This window comes from Enterococcus hermanniensis (assembly GCF_001885945.1).
GTDB lineage: Bacteria > Bacillota > Bacilli > Lactobacillales > Enterococcaceae > Enterococcus_A > Enterococcus_A hermanniensis.
Genome location: NZ_JXKQ01000006.1, coordinates 63,165 through 79,164, shown reverse-complemented (window position 1 = coordinate 79,164; position 16,000 = coordinate 63,165). Strand labels below are relative to the sequence as shown.

At 38.2% G+C, this 16,000-nt stretch carries 15 protein-coding genes; 5 read left to right on the top strand and 10 right to left on the bottom strand.

The window, feature by feature from the left end; all coding sequences use genetic code 11:
- Positions 1 to 39 precede the first annotated feature (39 nt).
- Positions 40 to 1,764: an ABC transporter ATP-binding protein gene (locus RV04_RS08240; protein ID WP_071857978.1), complete on the top strand. Its 1,725-nt coding sequence runs from the start codon at positions 40 to 42 to the stop codon at positions 1,762 to 1,764.
- A complete protein-coding gene (locus RV04_RS08235) occupies positions 1,745 to 3,502 on the top strand; it encodes an ABC transporter ATP-binding protein (protein ID WP_211271188.1) in 1,758 nt (585 codons plus the stop codon). The genes RV04_RS08240 and RV04_RS08235 overlap by 20 nt, the downstream gene beginning before the upstream one ends.
- 52 nt (positions 3,503 to 3,554) lie before the next feature.
- Here RV04_RS08235 and alsE read toward each other — a convergent pair whose 3' ends face one another.
- The 10 genes from alsE to RV04_RS08185 all read right to left on the bottom strand — a co-directional run bounded on the left by alsE (position 3,555) and on the right by RV04_RS08185 (position 12,385).
- Positions 3,555 to 4,259, bottom strand: coding sequence for a D-allulose 6-phosphate 3-epimerase (gene alsE, locus RV04_RS08230; protein ID WP_071857976.1), 705 nt, complete (start codon positions 4,257 to 4,259; stop codon positions 3,555 to 3,557).
- Positions 4,260 to 4,275: 16 nt separating this feature from the next.
- Positions 4,276 to 5,376 carry a PTS fructose transporter subunit IIC gene (locus RV04_RS08225; protein ID WP_071857975.1) on the bottom strand — a complete coding sequence of 367 codons (1,101 nt, stop codon included), beginning with the start codon at positions 5,374 to 5,376 and terminating at the stop codon, positions 4,276 to 4,278.
- Between the two features lie 18 nt (positions 5,377 to 5,394).
- A complete protein-coding gene (locus RV04_RS08220; RefSeq protein WP_071857974.1) occupies positions 5,395 to 5,844 on the bottom strand; it encodes a fructose PTS transporter subunit IIA in 450 nt (149 codons plus the stop codon).
- A gap of 52 nt (positions 5,845 to 5,896) precedes the next feature.
- Positions 5,897 to 6,214, bottom strand: coding sequence for a PTS fructose transporter subunit IIB (locus RV04_RS08215; RefSeq protein ID WP_071857973.1), 318 nt, complete (start codon positions 6,212 to 6,214; stop codon positions 5,897 to 5,899).
- An 87-nt stretch (positions 6,215 to 6,301) separates the two neighbouring features.
- Entirely contained in the window at positions 6,302 to 6,715 is a 414-nt protein-coding gene (locus RV04_RS08210; protein ID WP_245791072.1) for a PTS sugar transporter subunit IIA, read from the bottom strand.
- On the bottom strand, positions 6,705 to 8,192 hold the full coding sequence (locus tag RV04_RS08205; protein WP_071857971.1) for a BglG family transcription antiterminator: 1,488 nt from the start codon (positions 8,190 to 8,192) through the stop codon (positions 6,705 to 6,707). Before RV04_RS08205 ends, RV04_RS08210 begins: the two co-directional genes overlap by 11 nt.
- Before the next feature lie 216 nt (positions 8,193 to 8,408).
- Positions 8,409 to 9,719 (bottom strand): TPM domain-containing protein, encoded by a 1,311-nt coding sequence (locus RV04_RS08200; RefSeq protein WP_071857970.1) that lies wholly within the window; start codon positions 9,717 to 9,719, stop codon positions 8,409 to 8,411.
- Between the two features lie 15 nt (positions 9,720 to 9,734).
- On the bottom strand, positions 9,735 to 10,307 hold the full coding sequence (locus RV04_RS08195) for a LemA family protein (RefSeq protein ID WP_071857969.1): 573 nt from the start codon (positions 10,305 to 10,307) through the stop codon (positions 9,735 to 9,737).
- A 135-nt stretch (positions 10,308 to 10,442) separates the two neighbouring features.
- On the bottom strand, positions 10,443 to 11,474 hold the full coding sequence (locus RV04_RS08190) for a C39 family peptidase (protein WP_071857968.1): 1,032 nt from the start codon (positions 11,472 to 11,474) through the stop codon (positions 10,443 to 10,445).
- A gap of 80 nt (positions 11,475 to 11,554) precedes the next feature.
- Complete coding sequence (locus RV04_RS08185; protein ID WP_071857967.1) at positions 11,555 to 12,385, bottom strand: LysR family transcriptional regulator; 831 nt, start codon at positions 12,383 to 12,385, stop codon at positions 11,555 to 11,557.
- A 109-nt stretch (positions 12,386 to 12,494) separates the two neighbouring features.
- On the opposite strand from RV04_RS08185, the gene RV04_RS08180 reads away from it, so the two are divergent.
- From RV04_RS08180 to RV04_RS08170, 3 genes are all read left to right on the top strand, one after another.
- Positions 12,495 to 13,502, top strand: coding sequence for a YeiH family protein (locus RV04_RS08180; protein WP_071857966.1), 1,008 nt, complete (start codon positions 12,495 to 12,497; stop codon positions 13,500 to 13,502).
- Between the two features lie 142 nt (positions 13,503 to 13,644).
- Positions 13,645 to 14,424 (top strand): TraX family protein, encoded by a 780-nt coding sequence (locus RV04_RS08175; protein WP_071858083.1) that lies wholly within the window; start codon positions 13,645 to 13,647, stop codon positions 14,422 to 14,424.
- Positions 14,425 to 14,625: 201 nt separating this feature from the next.
- On the top strand, positions 14,626 to 15,996 hold the full coding sequence (locus RV04_RS08170; RefSeq protein WP_071857965.1) for an MFS transporter: 1,371 nt from the start codon (positions 14,626 to 14,628) through the stop codon (positions 15,994 to 15,996).
- Positions 15,997 to 16,000: the final 4 nt, after the last annotated feature.

The window sequence follows — 16,000 nt, the reverse complement described above, 5'->3', positions numbered from 1 at the left end:
CACTATTTTTAAACAAATCTATTTCATTAAGGAGATACTATGAAACTAATCATGCATTATCTGAAGCCGTATCGCTCCCGCGTTTCAATCGGCGTTTTGATAAAATTTCTTGGAACAATGATGGAATTGGTCTTGCCTTGGACATTGGCATTTATCTTAGATCATGTCATTCCAGAAAAAGACCCTCACAAAATTCTTTTATGGGGTGGGGTCATGTTGGCGGCATCAGCCTTTGCTTTATGGGCAAATGTGATTGCCAATCGGATGGTTTCACGAATCGCTAAAGATACGACTAAAAACATTCGTGATGATCTTTTCCACAAAATTTCTTATTTAGATACCACCCAAATCGAAGAAGTCAGTGTCTCATCACTCGTCTCCCGAGTCACTACGGATAGTTACAATATCCATTTAACTTTAGGCGTGATGATGCGGATGGGGATTCGCGCACCGATTTTATTGGTTGGCGGAATTTTGATTACCACCACCTTAGACCCAATTTTGACTTTGGTATTAGTTGCTGTGATGCCGATTATTTTTGTAATGGTCACTCATATCTCGAAAAAAGGTGTCCCGCTTTTTGGAAAACTACAAAAACAAGTGGACCAACTCGTTTTGACGGTACGAGAAAATGTGACTGGTGCCCGTGTGATCAAAGCGTTATCCAAAGAATCTTTTGAGCGCAAACGATTTGAAACAGTCAATCAATCACTCGTGAATGCAGAAACAAAAGCGAATGTTACGCTCGCAGCCTCGCCTGCCTTATTGGACCTATTCTTGAACCTTGGTCTAACACTAGTCATTTTAGTCAGTGCTTATCGCGTAAATGCTGGATTAACGCAACCTGGAGTAATCGTCGCGTTCTTAACTTATTTCACGATCATCTTGAATGCAATGCTATCAATCACACGGATTTTTGTTTTGTATTCTCGCGGAGTTGCTTCGGCAAATCGAATCGATGAAGTTTTGCGAAAAAAACCTGCTGTCGTTCCTGGAACTTTGAAGCAACGAACAAATAATGCGACAAAACTAGTCTTTGATGATGTGACCTTTGCCTATCCAGATAGCGGTCCGGCGATCGAACATATCAGCTTTAGTCTTGCCAGTGGCGAAACACTGGGAATCATGGGCGCAACCGGGAGTGGAAAAACGACGATCGCAAGTTTGATCCTACGTTTATACGATCGAACTTCTGGTCAAATTTTATTTGATGGACAAGAAATCAAGCATTATTCACTGGACGCATTGCATCAAAATATCGGGGCGGTCTTGCAAAAAGATATCCTCTTTGCAGATACGATCAGAGAAAATATCTTGTTTGGCCGGTCTTTTTCCGAAGAACAATTGCAACAAGCAATCGATGATGCCCAAGCGCGTGAATTTATTGATAAATTGCCCGACGGATTAAATCATCACTTAGAAGCAAAAGGCCAAAACCTGAGTGGTGGTCAAAAACAACGAGTTCTTTTAGCTCGTGCCTTGATTGGACAACCGGATGTCTTGATTTTGGATGACTCGTCTAGCGCACTTGATTATCACACGGATGCTAATCTTCGCAAAGCACTCCGAACACATTTTACTTCAACGACTAAACTATTGATTGCACAAAGAATCAGTTCGATTCAGCATGCTGATAAAATTTTATTGTTGGAAAAGGGAAAGATGATTGGTTATGGCACTCATGAGGAATTACTAGCAAAAAATGCCACTTATCAAGAAATCTATCAAGGTCAGACTGGAGGGAATGTACTTGAAGAAGAATAATACAAAAAAAGGAACACTCCTTCGTTTATGGGGCTATTTGTATCAATTCAAATGGTTGCTATTTCTAGCGGTAATTTTAACGATCGCCAGTAATTTATTTGCCTTAGTTGGTCCGCTACTTTCTGGCTATGCCATTGATGCGATCCAAATCGGTAAAGGCCATGTCCACTTTCAAAAAGTTTTTTACTATTGCTTATTGATGGTTTTCTTTTATGTTGTTTCAGCGATCTTAAGTTACGGAATCAGCCGCTTAATGATCTATTTAAGTCAAAAAACAGCCTATCGTTTAAGAAAAGATTTGTTCGATAAGATCGTCTCGCTTCCCGTTGGTTATTTTGACCAACATCAAACGGGAGACATCGTTAGCCGGATGAGTTACGACATTGATACGATCAATACCTCTTTGGCTAGTGATTCGGTTCAAGTATTAAGTAGTTTAGTAACCATCATTGGATCCTTCGTTATGATGTTGATCATTTCACCATTGATGGTAACGATTTTCTTAGTGACTGTCCCGGCCTCTATTTTACTCACTCGTTTTTTAACAAATAAATTTCAACCGCTCTTTCGTAAGCGTTCCGCCGAACTTGGTGAACTAAATGGAATGGCCGAAGAGCTTTTATCTGGCGAACAAACAACTAAAGTATATCATCAAGAAGAAACAATGATTGCTCGTTTTGGTAAGAAGAATGATGAAGCCATGTCCGCTTATTACAACGCGGAGTACTATGGCAGTATGACCGGTCCTTCCGTCAACTTTATCAACAATGTCTCCTTATCATTGATCAGTATTTTAGGGGCTTTCTTATTTCTATTTGGTCATTTAACTTTAGGAAAACTTTCTTCATTTGTCCTTTACTCTCGTAAATTTTCTGGACCCATCAATGAACTAGCAAATATTTTTAGTGATTTACAATCATCGATTGCCGCTGCTGAACGGATTTTTAAATTATTAGACGAAGAACCCGAAGTTCAAGATGTCCAACAAGCCTATGTATTTGAAACTGCTAAAGGGAATGTTCGTTTTGATCATGTTAATTTTGGTTACCAAGCGAATCAGCCGGTGATCAAAGACTTATCGTTTGAGATTTCTGCAGGCAATGTCGTTGCAATCGTCGGACCGACTGGTGCCGGAAAAACAACGATCGTGAACTTATTGATGCGGTTTTATGATCCAGATAATGGAGCGATTTATTTAGATGGTCACAATATCAAAGAAGCCACTAGAAATAGTTTGCGTAAACAATATGCGATGGTTTTACAAGATACTTGGTTGTTTACCGGAACGATTTTTGAAAACTTGACTTACGGCAACGAACAAGCGACTTTAGAAGATGTGATCCGCGCAACAAAAGCAGCCCATATCCATGAATTCATTACACAACTACCTAACGGGTACGATACTGTGATGAGTGAAGATGGTTTAGCTATTTCGCAAGGACAGAAACAATTATTGACGATTGCTCGAGCAATGATCTTAAATGCCGAATTATTGATCTTAGACGAAGCGACTTCTAATGTAGATACCCAAACTGAGCTGCAGATCCAAGAGGCAATGGAGCAATTGATGCGCAATAAAACATCATTTATTATTGCTCATCGCCTGTCAACGATTCGTGAAGCAGATTTGATTTTAGTCGTAGATGACGGCAACATCGTCGAGCAAGGAACCCATGACGAACTGCTCGCTCTAGCAGGACATTACTACCAATTACACCAAGCTCAATTCGAAAATTAAAAAAAGAAGCTAGGACAAAAGTAGAAAATACTGTTGTCCTAGCTTCTTTTCTTTAGTTTACTTTTTCATAAGAAATTTTCTTACCTGTCATTTCTTCATAATCTGTTTCCATGATAGCCCAAGCTTTTGAAATGTCTTCATCTAAACCGAATAATCCGCTGCGACCAATGATATAAATATCTGGCCCTGCTGCATCAATGCGTTTGAATGACTTACGGTTAGAAGAACCGTCCATCTCGATTACATAGTCATAGCCCTTTTCATCACGTAATGCTCTTAAAGCAACAATTTTATCCAGTGTACTTTCAATGAAACGTTGACCAGCAAATCCGGGATCAATCGTCATGATCGTAATTTTGTCGACTAATTCGACATATGGAAAAATTGCTTCAATTGGTGTTTCAGGATTGATCACGATGCCCGCTTTTAAGCCTGCATCGTGGATTTGGTCGATTAATCGAAAAGCTAAGCCATCTAATACTTCCGCATGCATACAGATCCATTCGCAATTTAAATCGATCAATTGTTGGACCCAGAAACTTGGATTGGTCACCATCAAGTGGGCAGACATTGGTAATACTGTCACTTTGCGTAATTCTTCGATAAACCAGGGTGATAAGGTAATATTTGGAACATAATGCCCATCCATAATATCGATATGATACGAGTCTACTTTGTCATTCAAGAAAGTGATTTGCTCCTTGAATTTGTCTAAATCCATCGTCATCAACGAAGGTGAAAATTCTACTTTTCTCATTTATCGTCACACTTTCCTAAAAAATTTGAATATCTTCTAAATCAATATCTGCTTCTTCTTTTTCTACTTGAGACAATTCGTCTTCAGCCGTAACATTTTTCTTGATCACTGCAAGGACAACTGCTGTGACAACAACATTGACTAAGATCGCGATCACACCCGCCCAAGGACGAGACATGGTCGGAATCATCAAGACACCACCAAATGGAACCGTAGCATCTGCTCCAAGGATCATCGTTGTCGCGCCTCCGGCAAAACCACCGATTGCTGTTGCGATTACTCCTCGAACGATATCGTTCATTACTAATGGGATGACACCTTCAACAATGTTGATCACGCCCATTGGAACAGCTGATTTCAATGTTTCTACTTCTAGTTTTGTATAGATGTTTTTCCCAAATAATTTGGCAACAAAGTAAGCTAAACCAAAACCGATTGGTGTTGCTGTGTTAACCAATTGTAAAGCAGTGATTGGACCGTTGATTCCTTCTGCTTGCATTGTCAGTACGAAGGCAAAAACGGTTTTATTGATCGGTCCACCATAATCGACTCCACTTAATAGGCCGATCACTCCGCCAAAGATCAATAGTGACGAATTTCCTAACCCATCTAAGAAGTTAGTCAATAGTGATGTTAGAGCCGTAATTGGCGCTCCGATGATATAAACCATGATTAAGCCACCAACAAGTGATGCTAAGAACGGAATGATCAAAGTCGGCATTAACCCTTTTGCCCAATTTGGCAATTTGACATATTTTAAAATTGCTAAAACTAAATAACCTGCGATATATCCGCCTAAAATTCCGCCGATGAATCCTGCTCCAATAGCATTTGCTGTCAACCCAATAATAAACCCAGGTGCGATCCCAGGTTTTCCACCGATTGAGAAAGAAATCCCTGTGGCAATAACGACTGGTAATAAACCTAAACCTTTCCCACCCATTGTTGCTAATGCATCCCAAATAGTAAATTTCCCTTGAATCAATGCGTCTTGACTTGTTCCACCAAAGGCCATCCCGATTGCAATCAGGAATCCCGCCCCACAAACAATCGGAATCAAGTATGAGATAGCTGTCAATAAATGTTCTTTAAGCTTTAATTGTTTAATTATTTTCATTTTTCTTCCTCCATTAACTTAAGCAAATGCTTCGACAACATCTTCTGGCTTTTTCGCCTGCAACAGATTACCAACTACTTCATCATTTCCTAGTTTTCGTGCAAACAGTGATAATAATTTCAAATGTTTGGTGGCACCTTCATTATCATTACCAACTGCGAATAAAATGATCCCTTTTACTCCTTTCCCATCCAGACTTTCCCATGGAATTTCTGCTTGATTGATTCCGATAGCTACCCCTACTTTTTTGACATACGCACTCTTGCCATGAGGAATCGCGATATAATTGCCAATCCCAGTTTGACCTTCTGCTTCACGTTCATAAATATCTTTGATGAAACCATCTACTTCTGTGATATAACCGTTTTTCAATAATTGATTAGCTAAATCATTTAATGCATCCGCTTTCGTTTTAGCGTTCATATTCGTTTTGACGATGTCCACATCGACGATATCTTTTACTTCCATTTGAGTTCCTCCTACTTCATCCGAGCAACCAGCTTAAGCGCTGGTTAACTGTCTATACTTTTTGAGCGACAACTTCTTGCGCTTTTTCAATCAATTTATTGGGTGATTTGACTGCTACTTCCGTTGGAACTTGAATGACTCTTTTACCTTCAAAACGTTCGCGACCAGAAATTTTCACATCGATGGCTAAGATCACGATATCTGCTTGATCGATCTCGGCTTGTGTCAATTCATTTTCGATACCAATCGTACCTTGTGTTTCAACTTTCATTTCATGCCCGGCTTTTTTAGCCGCATTTTCTAATTTTTCTTGTGCAATGTATGTATGGGCGATACCTACTGTACATGCTGCTACTCCGACGATTTTCATAATAAATTCCTCCTAATTGATTGGTTGCTTTCAAATAAAGCGTTCACATTTTTATTTTTGTTAAAATCAGGAATGATTCCTGATTTTTTATAATAATTGATAGATCGTTTTTTTTGATTGATTCGTAAGTAGTTCTGTTAAGAAATCCTCATCTGCTAAACGGCGTGTGAATTGAGCAATTTTTTGTTTAGTTGCTTGTTCTTCTTCGCTTTTTAGTAAGATAGTGACGATCAATTGAATCTCACGTGTTGTATCATCAAAATCGATTGGATCAGCTAGACGAATCACTAAAATTTGGCTTCGTTTAACTTTCGGACTTTCTAGGTGAGGTAAAATCACATGTTCGGCGATCATCGTATTACCGACTGTTTCCCGCCGTTGCAACAAACTGACTAATTCTGCTGCAGCATCAGGATTGGCAAATTCACCAATAAAGCGATGGATCTGTTCTTTCGATGTCAGCTTTTGATCTAAGAAGGCTGTAAAAAATTCATCGTTCATCATAAATCGCCTCGATTTTCTTTTGTAATCGATTTTGATCATCGCGTGTAAACATCGCACTAACTAATAATGAGGGGACTGAAATCGTATCGCTGACATTGATCGTTGTTAAAATCAAATCGATTCCTGGATATTTCTCCGTAAAGCGCTGAGCATCTCTCGTTGCAATCACATCAACGATTTCTAATTCCGGGAATTTTTTTTCGATTTTGACTCGTAAAAGTTCCGATGTCCCAACTCCTGTCGTACACATGATCACAGTCCGAATCGGTAATTGATTGGTTTCAATGATGCGAGCAAAATATAAGGTAATAAACCCATTTTCATCTTCATTGATTTTTGGGAGTGAAAATTCTTGGCTGATCTCTGCTGACACTTCTGTTACGTATAAAAAAATCATTTCGTACGTCATTTTGATCTGATCTAGCAAACTATTTTTTACATGGATACCATGCTCCAACCGATTGATCATTGGTTTGATATGATTGCCTAAATCTAAAAAGATCGAATCCCCTTTGATTGAGATATTCAGTCGTTCACTCATTCCGGCTAAATACTTGTTCGTCAGCTCAACCACTCTTGTAGAGAACTTCGTAACTTTGCTCAAGGAACCTTGCATTCTTGAAGAAGTCAGGTATTGGTAAAGATAATATACCTCTGCTTCTGGCAACCTATTGTGTAAATAATTTTCAACATTGGCAATTGCTGCCTTTGCCACTTGATATAATGCTTGGTCTTGCTCTAAGCGTTCCTGCTCCTTTTCTGAGAGTGGGCTCAGTTCATTGTTAGATAGATGCTGAACTTTACGCAAACGGCGGATCAAAATATATAAGTGCGAAAAAATATTGATGTTGTAAGGATATGGGATCGTCATTTCTAATTCTTTTTCGATCAATTTTATTTGGTCTAAAATAAACAAAACATCAAAATGATTAAAATTCAGTTCTGCATTATTCTTTAGTTCATCGATTTCAATAATATTGTGCATTTGGATCAAATCAGCGATCGCACGGCGGATATTGGCTTCTTTTCCCAAGATGGCTAAAGTCCGTTGTTTGCGCTCTAATTTTAAATCGTACTGTTGCAAGTGCTCAGCGATCAATTGCTCATCGCTGAAAATCACCGACTCTCCAACATAATATTCTTCAAACAAATTGTAGACATTTTTAGTCTGTGGTGAAGAAAGTAACAGTTCTTCCATCACGCGGTTCCTCCGCTCTTGCGGTGAATATTGACTTCGTTGACTCGGCTGAATAGTGGTTTGGCCGATATATTTTTCGTAATTTAATTTGTAGCCTCGCCCCTTTTCTGACTGAATCAGTCCTCCACCCGATGTTTCATTGATTTTTTTGATTAAGCGGTAAATCGTTTTTTGTGATGTTTCTAAATGTTCCGCTAATTCTTCGGACGTTACATAGTCATGTCGTTTGGTTAGAAGTAGTAAGAGCCTTTGTTCACGATCTTTCTTTGCTCCCATGGCTAGTGACCTCCCCTTCTTGTCTTTATCATAACCGCTCAAAAAGAAAACGCTTCACTCGTTTTTGTCCGTTGCAACGGACAACTTATCAAAGTCAGCTATGTTTTTCCTATATTATAGCCAAATCAACTAAAAAAGAAGCTTAATTTAGCTGGACCGATTAATTTTTCCCAAAATAAAAAAGAGTACACAACTATGTACTCTTTTTTGTCTATTTTACCAACCCCCTGAAGCACCACCACCACCGGAAGATCCACCACCGAAAGATCCCCAAGATGACCCACCACCAGAGCCACCATTATTGTTAGACCAATTGCTGGTATTATAGTTTGATGCTAAATAGGCTGTCGTTAAAATGTCACCATTGCCTGCGTATAAGGTATCACCGATCAAGATTCTTCCCAACATTTGTTTCTTGGCCGCTGGGTTTCGCAATAGATTTCCTTGTGCCACTGCATACTCAACGGAGCGTTTTGATTTCGCTAACAGAATGCCGCTCAATAAAACAAAATACAATTCAGTATTTTTGATTTTTTGATTCCAATGTTCATTACTTTGGCTATATGCTGTTTCTGTTTGATAGAGTAAATATTTTTCTTTTAATAAGATCCGCCCTCTGATTAAGTTAATGATCATGATGATACTAGCAACGATAATAAAACCAACGATTACGATACTGCTCCAATAAGTAGCAGTAAGCGTCGTTTGCTCGCTCTTCACTTTTTTGATTTGAGAATCGACTAACGCTGTTTTGGTATTCATGATATTGAAGACATTATCTACGACCGTCCCGACTGCTTGATCATAATTTCCGTCTTTAAAATCATCGACTACTTTATCGTCATTGATCAAATCATCGGCTTTGCCATCTGGGATCAAACCTTCCAAGCCATAGCCAACTTCTAAGCGAAATTCTTTGTCCGCTAAAGAGATCAAATACAAAACACCATTATTTTCATTTTTATCCCCGATCCCTAGTTGATTGAAGATCGTGTTCGCATAGGATTCAATGTCTTCACCACGAGGCAATTCAGAAATAGTGACCACCTCTAGTTGGGCACCATTTGTGCTAGCAGCCAATTGTTTATTTAACTGATAAATTTTTTGCTTAGTTTCAACGCTGAGCATTTTGGCATTGTCAGAAACAAAGATATTGTTTTTGTTCAAAGTTAATTGTCCATTGGTACCTTTGATCGCAACTTTATAATTGTCCGCTTGTCGTGGATATTCTTTTAATTTTGCTAGATTTTCATTCAAAGTAGTCGTGAATGATTGACTGACAGTAGCTTTTTCCCCTGACAAAATAGCTTCTCGTTCTTGATTTAACTTTGTTAATTGCTTGGTATATGCTGCTTTTTGTTGTGGATATTCATTATCAGCGATCAGTTGAGTCAACGAATAACTGCTGATCAATACAACGATCAGTAAAACAATACTGATCAAACTGTTACGTTTTTTAATTTTTTGGTAATTACCAACAACCTCTTGTTCCAATGCTTCCCCTGAAGTATTTTGACCCTTCCTCATTTTCTTCACCCATTCTTATTCAAAACTGACGTCTGGCACGACCTTTGCACTGTCATCTGCTTTGAAATTCGCTTTTTTATCAAACCCTAAAGCCTTTGCGACTAAATTTTTGGGGAAACGTACTAAGCTTTGATTGTACGTATTGACCTCTTCAATGTAATTTTTCCGTTCAACAGAGATACGATTTTCGGTTCCTTCTAACTGTACCATCAACGTTTTTACATTTTCATTTGATGCTAGTGTAGGGTAATCTTCTTGGATCACATTGACCATCGTTCCCAAGCTCTGTTCGATTTGATTATTTGCTTCATTCTTTTCTGTTGGTGTCGAAGCACTGTTATAGGCTTTGCGGGCATCCGTGATTTCTTTGATAATTTTTTCTTCATGATTCATACTACCTTGTACACTGTTGACTAGATTAGGAATTAAATCTGCTCGTCTTTGCATAACATTCTCTACTTGAGACCACTTGGCTTCAACATTATTTTCTTCAGCAGCCAATGAATTATATGTAGTAACGCCATATACCCCAATCGCTAAAAGAACGACAACAATTCCAACAATGACACCCGATCCTGCTTTTTTCATTTTTACCCACTCCTTATTTTGTGTGTGCCTTAAGTATAGCACTTGCCAAAAACCTCACCTCAGACTTTCGGCTGATTTTTAAGAGACGCCATTGACAAAATAAAAACCTTCATCAGGTAAGATGAAGGTCTCAGGTTAACGAATTGCAACCGCATATTTTTTTAGATTATAACTTGTTTCAAATTTACTGGCAGACACCCAGTATTTACCGGCATTAGGATCAGACACGTGATACGTATTATTATTTGAATTATAACCATCTAATGTCATGACGTGTGCATTGTCGATACCTGTTCCCCAGAAATATGTTCCATATTGAGGACTAGCAAAGTTCAAGGTAACATAAACCACGATTGGATTGCCTTTATTAAGTTCTTGTTTCAACGTAGCCGTAGAACTACCAGAAATATTCACTGCTTTGCCATATTTATTACCCCAATTAGCTAGTGGTGCTGGAAAAATAGATTGGTAAACATTATTTAGCACTTTATCAGGACGCCCCGCAAAACCATTATTAGGGTTATTATCAGCCGCTAATGGCATTTCCTTAATAAACGATTTTAAATTATAGTTTTTAGCATAGCCTTTCAGCTGTAAACCTTGTAATAAGGATGCTGCTTCACACCCCATTGGCATTCCAGCAGAGTTTTGATTGATATATGGAGCATTCAATAAAACATAATTAGAGGAACTGTCTTGAATTGCATTCCAAGCAATCCCTTCATAGCGCCAACCAGCTTTTTTTAAGTCATCTCGCTCGTAAGCATATAACGTGTAGTGATGTGTCCCAGTACGTGCATTAGGATTATACAAGCGATAAAGAGGTGCTCCACTACCTGGAGAGTACCAAGAAATTCCTTCGTAACGCCAGCCAGCTTTTTTTAAATTATCTCTTTCATGGACATTTAATGTGTAGTGATGATCACCCACATTTGGATTATATAGGCGATAGACAGGATTACCACTTGCAGGGGCATTCCAACCAATTCCTTCATAACGCCAACCAGCTTTTTTTAAATTATCTCTTTCATAAGTGTTTGCTGTATAAAAATGCTCGCCGCTATTTGGATTGTACAATCGTGACATTGCGATTCCAGAAGCTTTTGCTGAGACGGGTAATAAAAATAAACCAATAATTAATCCTAATAATAAACTAACCTTTTTCACTCTAATATCCCCCTAGTTTTACTTGAAAAAATTAGACACTTTGATCAATATAAATAAGTATACCATCCCCTTGCGCTTAATTAGAATGGTTCGTTCCACTTATTGACAAATTCAGCGCAGTGTTCGATTTCTTCGACAGTTTTCGTTTTTCGTTTGATCAAATAAAATTTTCGTTTAAAGCTATCATCCAACTTTTGATACTCAATCCCAGCAGTCGCACGTTCTGATATTAATGAACAGCCAAATCCTTGTTTCAATAAACCGACAATAACTTCATTATTGTGGATTTCGATCGTTGGCTGCTTGATATCTTTTTCATCTAAAAAACGCTTCGTATAGTAATAAACACCTGAACTATTCTCGCGAACTAGCCATGGACCAGCTTTTACATCGCCAGCCAATACAAGCTGGTCTTCCATCAATGGATAACGAATAATTTGATTACTAGAAAGTGGCTTTTCAATAAATCCTAAATCAATCGTATGTTGCTCTAAAGCTTGAAGTACTTCCATTGAATTCATCATTTTGATTTTAAAACGAAGCCGAGGAAATTCTTGATACAAATCGCTCACTAATTTAGGCAAAATATAATTGGCAAACGTGTGAGAGGCCCCGATCACACAGGGGATCACTTGATTTTGATCAGTTTGAACCGCCTGTTGGATTTTCTCCCAATCATCTATCAAATCAGTGACTTTTTCATACAAAATTTGGGCTTGAGAGGTACCGATTATCTCCTTACGCCCATTACGGATAAATAATTGGGTATGTAATTCATTTTCAAGTTGTTTAATTTGGGCGGAGACAGTTGGTTGCGAAATAAATAAAATTTCTGCAGCTTTAGAAAAGTTCTTTGTTTCATAGACGACTTTAAATGTTTCTAACCATTTAAACAATGCAATCACTTCCATCAGTTTTTTTTATTTAAACTATTATATCAATAAATTATACCAATGGTAATTCTCAGTTATAATAAAGCTATCAAACAAGCAATTATAGTTTTTTAGAGAGGATTTTTTTATGTCAAAAAATGGAACAACAAAAATAAATCAGTTACTTCCTGGGTTAAGCTTATCGCTTGGTGTTGCAGTTATAGCTAAGTTATTAGCACTGCTGCTACCAAAACTTGGCGGAGCGACACTTGCGATTTTATTAGGAATTATTTTAGGAAATACTTTCTTTAAACAGTCTAGCTTAGCTCAAGGAACCAAATTTGCTGAGAGTCGTTTACTAGAATATTCCGTCGTCCTACTGGGATTCACGGTAACATTTCAAACTATTGGTCAAATGGGGATCAAAGGTCTGGCTTTTATTATCTTAATGATGACAACTGTGATCATAGGCACTTATTTTATTGGTCGCAAATTAGGCTTTAATGAAAAAATGGCTCTGATGATGGCTGGCGGTAACGCGGTTTGTGGTTCTTCTGCCATTGGAGCGATTGCTCCTGCGATTGAAGCAAATGATGAAGAAAAAGGTCAGATCATCACGCTAGTTAACCTCTTAGGAACTGTGATGATGCTGACGCTACCTTTTTTAGGCATCGCCTTGTATGGAGATGATTTATTAGCCAAAAGCGCCTTGTTAGGTGGGACACTCCAATCCGTCGGTCAAGTCGTAGCAGGTGCTAGCCTAGTTAATCCGGAAACCGTTAAATTTGCGATGCTTTTCAAAATCACTCGGATTATTTTCTTAGTTGTTGTAGTCTTCTTATTTGAACAAAAGGTTCGTCGCAGTGGTACTGTTACTACACAGACAACGAAAAAAAGAATTCCGATTCCTTGGTACGTGCTGGGCTTTCTAATAATTTGTATCGTAAATAGTTTTTTCCCATTGCCAAATATCCTCAATCAAGCTGCGCATACTATCAGCACGTGGTTTGAAACAATTGCTTTAGCTGCGATTGGTTTGCGTTTAGATTTTCGTAAATTTTTAAAAGAAGGTCCGCGCTTTTTGATCTATGGTCTATCTGTTGGTGTTGTCCAAACGTCTGCGGCTTTGCTATTTATCTTGCTCCTTCATTTATAAAATGCTTAAAAGCCAGACAAATACCTAATCCATCGAACTCACATTTTTGTAAGCTAGATGTTCGTTTAAAAGATGGAAAACATGCTCGTCCTTTGCTATTTTAGTAAAAAAAGAAGGAGTGAATGGATTGGTTAAAAAAGGGATGACTGGTTTCCAGTTGAAAGTTTTAGGGATCATCACCATGGTCATGGATCATTTAGGCGAATTTTTCTCGTTTTTAGGAATCCCAGGTTGGTTTCATTGGTTTGGCCGAATTACGGCACCCATTTTTCTATTTGAAAGTTCGGAAGGTTTTATTCATACTAGTAATCGAAAAAAATATATGTTGCGTCTCTTAGTAGGATATTGGATCATGGGCGTGATCACATCGATCTTAAATAATTATTTTGCTATTGGAGACACGATTGTCATCAATAATATTTTTGGAACGATCTTCTTAGGAACGGTTTACATGCAAGCCTGTGACTATTTGAAAAAACGTCAAACACTTGGCAAAGGAGTCCTTTGGTTAATAGTTCCGACTATTTTGAGTATCCTACCAATCATCGCATTGACAATTCCGACAGTCTTGAATTCCAAATTAATGATGCCTTTATTTAAAATTTTTACTTTTTTCATTCCCACGATATTTATGACAGAAGGCGGCGTTCTATTTGTTTTATTAGCTGTCTTGTTTTATCTATTCCATGGAAAAAAACCACTTCAAGTAACCGCACTAGTCATTATTGCGTTAATTACTTTATTCACTGGTGGCGTCCAAGCTGCGTTTACTACTAACTATCAGTGGATGATGCTTTTTGCAGCGATTCCAATTATTATGTATAACGGAGAAAAAGGTCGGGGAATGCGGAACTTCTTCTATATTTTCTACCCTGCTCATATTGCTTTATTTGCGATTATTAGTTTCTGTATGCAACGATAGGCTTGACCTAGATTACAAAACACTTTACAATGCTTAATGTGAATAAATCGTACAGATAACACGTTTTTACGTGTCGAGAGAGAGGCGGTTTCTATTAATTTAGAAACCCTCTCTCTTTTTTTGTTAATTTTTGTCGTATATCAACTGTACGATCGATTCAATTCAGCATTAATAGTTATAGAAATAAAGTGAGGGTATAAAATGAAAGAAAAGAACATCCATTTATTATTAGCCGTTTTGGCTACCGGGATCATGTCATTTGCGGGGGTATTGATTGAGACCGCTATGAACGTAACGTTCCCAACATTAATTGAACAATTTAACATCTCTACCGGGATGGTTCAATGGGTCACAACGATTTACTTATTAGTGATTTCCATCATGGTTCCTTTTTCCAATTATCTACTAAAAAATTATTCAATCCGGAAATTATTTATTATTGCTAATTTATTCTTTATTGCCGGCTTGGTCACCGATCTGTGGTCACCTAGCTATGCTGTCTTATTAGCTGGCCGACTATTACAAGGAGTCAGTACTGGGATTGCTTTGCCATTGATGTTCCATATCATCTTAAACTTTACTCCGATGCATAAACGCGGCACGATGATGGGCGTCGGTACATTGACGACATCGATCGCACCTGCTATTGGACCGACTTATGGTGGAATCATGACCGCCAATCTTTCCTGGCATGCTATTTTCCTTTTCTTATTGCCAGTCTTGATTATTTCCCTAGCTATCGGACTTTACGCGATTCCAGAAATTCCTGTTCAAAAATCAGGTTCACTCGATGGAATCAGTTTGATCGGAGTGGCGCTTTTATTTAGTGGTTTATTAATGTTCTTAAATCAATTAGGCAGCTGGTTCTGTTTGATTTCATTAGCTGTTGGTCTTGTTGGACTCGTCATCTTCTATCGCCAAGCAACTCGCAGAGATAATCCGTTGGTTCGGATTACCGTATTGAAGAACAAGGTTTTTGTTTTATTCTTATGTGGTTTTCTGGTCTGTCAATTTTTATTATTAGGTATTTCTTTCGTTCTACCTAATTTTATCCAAATCGTATTAGGCAAAGATGCTTTTATTGCTGGCTTAGTTATGATGCCAGGAGCTGCTGTCGGCGCAATTTTAGCACCTATCTCGGGAAGGGTCTTAGATACACTCGGTTCGAAAAAACCGATTTTATTTGGATTAAGTTTAGCAACAATTGGTTGGATCCTATTAACTGTATTATTAAGAATGCCGGTATTACTTGGATTTGTCGCTGGACACGTAATCTATATGATCGGTATTGGATTTTCCTACAGCAACCTGATGACAACGGGCATGAGCCTACTGCCCGAAAAAGATTATGGTGATGGCAATACATTATTTAACACGCTCCAACAATTTTCGGGGGCTGTGGCCACTGCGATCGTCGCAACGATCATTAATCTGTCGCAACAATCAAATGCTGATTTTATCGCGGGGACCGTTACTGGTTCACAATTATCACTACTTTTCCTACTCGCTTTATTAGTGATCGTCTTTATCGCTTGCATCATCCACTTTAAAAAAGAACCAACCGTGAATTAATTCA

Coding starts and splice junctions, on each gene's coding strand:
- RV04_RS08240 (WP_071857978.1), top strand. CDS start 40: ATGAAACTAATCATGCATTATCTGAAGCCGTATCGCTCCCGCGTTTCA.
- RV04_RS08235 (WP_211271188.1), top strand. CDS start 1,745: ATGTACTTGAAGAAGAATAATACAAAAAAAGGAACACTCCTTCGTTTA.
- alsE (WP_071857976.1), bottom strand. CDS start 4,259: ATGAGAAAAGTAGAATTTTCACCTTCGTTGATGACGATGGATTTAGAC.
- RV04_RS08225 (WP_071857975.1), bottom strand. CDS start 5,376: ATGAAAATAATTAAACAATTAAAGCTTAAAGAACATTTATTGACAGCT.
- RV04_RS08220 (WP_071857974.1), bottom strand. CDS start 5,844: ATGGAAGTAAAAGATATCGTCGATGTGGACATCGTCAAAACGAATATG.
- RV04_RS08215 (WP_071857973.1), bottom strand. CDS start 6,214: ATGAAAATCGTCGGAGTAGCAGCATGTACAGTAGGTATCGCCCATACA.
- RV04_RS08210 (WP_245791072.1), bottom strand. CDS start 6,715: ATGAACGATGAATTTTTTACAGCCTTCTTAGATCAAAAGCTGACATCG.
- RV04_RS08205 (WP_071857971.1), bottom strand. CDS start 8,192: ATGGGAGCAAAGAAAGATCGTGAACAAAGGCTCTTACTACTTCTAACC.
- RV04_RS08200 (WP_071857970.1), bottom strand. CDS start 9,719: ATGAGGAAGGGTCAAAATACTTCAGGGGAAGCATTGGAACAAGAGGTT.
- RV04_RS08195 (WP_071857969.1), bottom strand. CDS start 10,307: ATGAAAAAAGCAGGATCGGGTGTCATTGTTGGAATTGTTGTCGTTCTT.
- RV04_RS08185 (WP_071857967.1), bottom strand. CDS start 12,385: ATGGAAGTGATTGCATTGTTTAAATGGTTAGAAACATTTAAAGTCGTC.
- RV04_RS08180 (WP_071857966.1), top strand. CDS start 12,495: ATGTCAAAAAATGGAACAACAAAAATAAATCAGTTACTTCCTGGGTTA.
- RV04_RS08175 (WP_071858083.1), top strand. CDS start 13,645: ATGACTGGTTTCCAGTTGAAAGTTTTAGGGATCATCACCATGGTCATG.
- RV04_RS08170 (WP_071857965.1), top strand. CDS start 14,626: ATGAAAGAAAAGAACATCCATTTATTATTAGCCGTTTTGGCTACCGGG.